Below are 1,080 nucleotides of genomic sequence, written 5' to 3' on the forward strand. Positions count from 1 at the left end.
CGCCGGTCGACCAGCCGCAGCCGCCACCGCTCGAACGCGGCCAGCGGCACCCCGGACAGCCCGAGCGCCGCCAGCAGGGGAAGGCCCACGAGCACGACCGACCCGGCCGCCGCGACCACGAACAGTGGCAGCAGGAGCAGCAGCGCCACGGGCCCCGCGACCGCCCCGCCCGCCAGGTAAGCCAGCGCGCGCCACGGCCAGGACGTGAGCAGGAACCGCCGTCCGGTGAGGGCCTGCCACGCCGTCGTGCTCGCCATGCGGTCACGGTACGGCACCCCGCAGCCCTTCCGGCCGCCGCGCGGGGTGGAGGAACAACCGCGGACATGCCGGGCAAGCGAGGGAGGCACCCGGGGGAGGTAGCGCCTGCGCTACCGCGAAAGGTGGCATTGGCGACGCTGCGCCCGGAACGGCCCCGCCGGTTGACTTCCGGCCATGGAAGAAGTGGTTCAACTCCGCTCGGTGCGCCGGGTCTTCGGCACGGGCGCGCAGGCCGTCACGGCCCTCGACGGCGTGACGGCGGCGTTCCCGGCGGGCTCGTTCACCGCCGTCATGGGACCGTCCGGCTCGGGGAAGTCGACGCTGCTGCAGTGCGCGGCCGGGCTGGACCGGCCGACCGCCGGGACGGTCGTCGTCGCGGGCGAGGACCTCGGCGGCATGGGCGAGACGGCGCTGACCCGGCTGCGCCGCGACCGGATCGGCTTCGTGTTCCAGGCGTTCAACCTGGTCCCCTCGCTCACCGCCGAGCAGAACGTCGGGCTGCCGCTGCGCCTGGCGGGACGCAGGCCGCGGGCGGCCGACGTCCGGGCCGTGCTGGCCGAGGTGGGGATGGCGGACCGGGCCGGGCACCGGCCGGGCGAGCTGTCGGGCGGCCAGCAGCAGCGGGTGGCGATCGCCCGCGCGCTGGTCACCCGGCCGGCCGTCCTGTTCGCCGACGAGCCGACCGGGGCGCTCGACACCGCCACGTCCCGGGACGTGCTGGCCCTGCTGCGGGGGCTGGTGGACCGGGAGCGGCAGACGATCATCATGGTCACCCACGACCCGGTCGCCGCGTCCCGCGCCGACCGCGTGGTCTTCCTGGCG

General features: G+C 76.4%; 2 protein-coding genes. One reads left to right on the plus strand and one right to left on the minus strand.

What is annotated here, in order from left to right; all coding sequences use genetic code 11:
- A partial coding sequence (locus AB0J52_RS41895; RefSeq protein WP_500188866.1) for a sensor domain-containing protein occupies window positions 1-257 on the minus strand: 257 nt, incomplete at its 3' end.
- A gap of 175 nt (window positions 258-432) precedes the next feature.
- Here AB0J52_RS41895 and AB0J52_RS41900 point away from each other — a divergent pair.
- Window positions 433-1,080: ABC transporter ATP-binding protein (locus AB0J52_RS41900; protein WP_500188867.1), on the plus strand; the 648-nt coding region annotated here is incomplete at its 3' end.

The organism is Spirillospora sp. NPDC049652 (genome assembly GCF_040675125.1).
Classification (GTDB): Bacteria; Actinomycetota; Actinomycetes; order Streptosporangiales; family Streptosporangiaceae; genus Spirillospora.